This window comes from Pseudomonas sp. BJa3 (assembly GCF_026343815.1).
Lineage (GTDB): Bacteria > Pseudomonadota > Gammaproteobacteria > Pseudomonadales > Pseudomonadaceae > Aquipseudomonas > Aquipseudomonas soli.
On sequence record NZ_JAOXMC010000446.1, the window covers coordinates 1 to 245 of the forward strand.

The following is a 245-nucleotide window of genomic DNA, read 5'->3' on the forward strand; positions in this document are numbered from 1 at the left end:
GCCAGCGAGATCACCAGCGCCAGGGCGGCGGTGCCCATGGCCGGGCGCGGCGACCACGACAGCATGCCGACCCACAGCAACGCGCCGGCCGACAGCCAGCCCAGCCAGGCCACCACGCCCACGGTGTTGCCCCACAGGCCGACGCAGGGCAGCAGCGCCAGCAGCAACAGCAGGATGCCCGCGCCGCGCAGCACGCGGGAATGGCCGGCCGAGGGATCGCGGCCCCAGACCTGGTCGTAATGGCG

General features: G+C 74.7%; 1 protein-coding gene. It reads right to left on the reverse strand.

The genetic code is table 11. The features are described from left to right. Window positions 1–245 (reverse strand): DUF3325 domain-containing protein (locus OH705_RS28360; protein ID WP_267303590.1); only part of this gene is annotated, 245 nt, incomplete at both ends.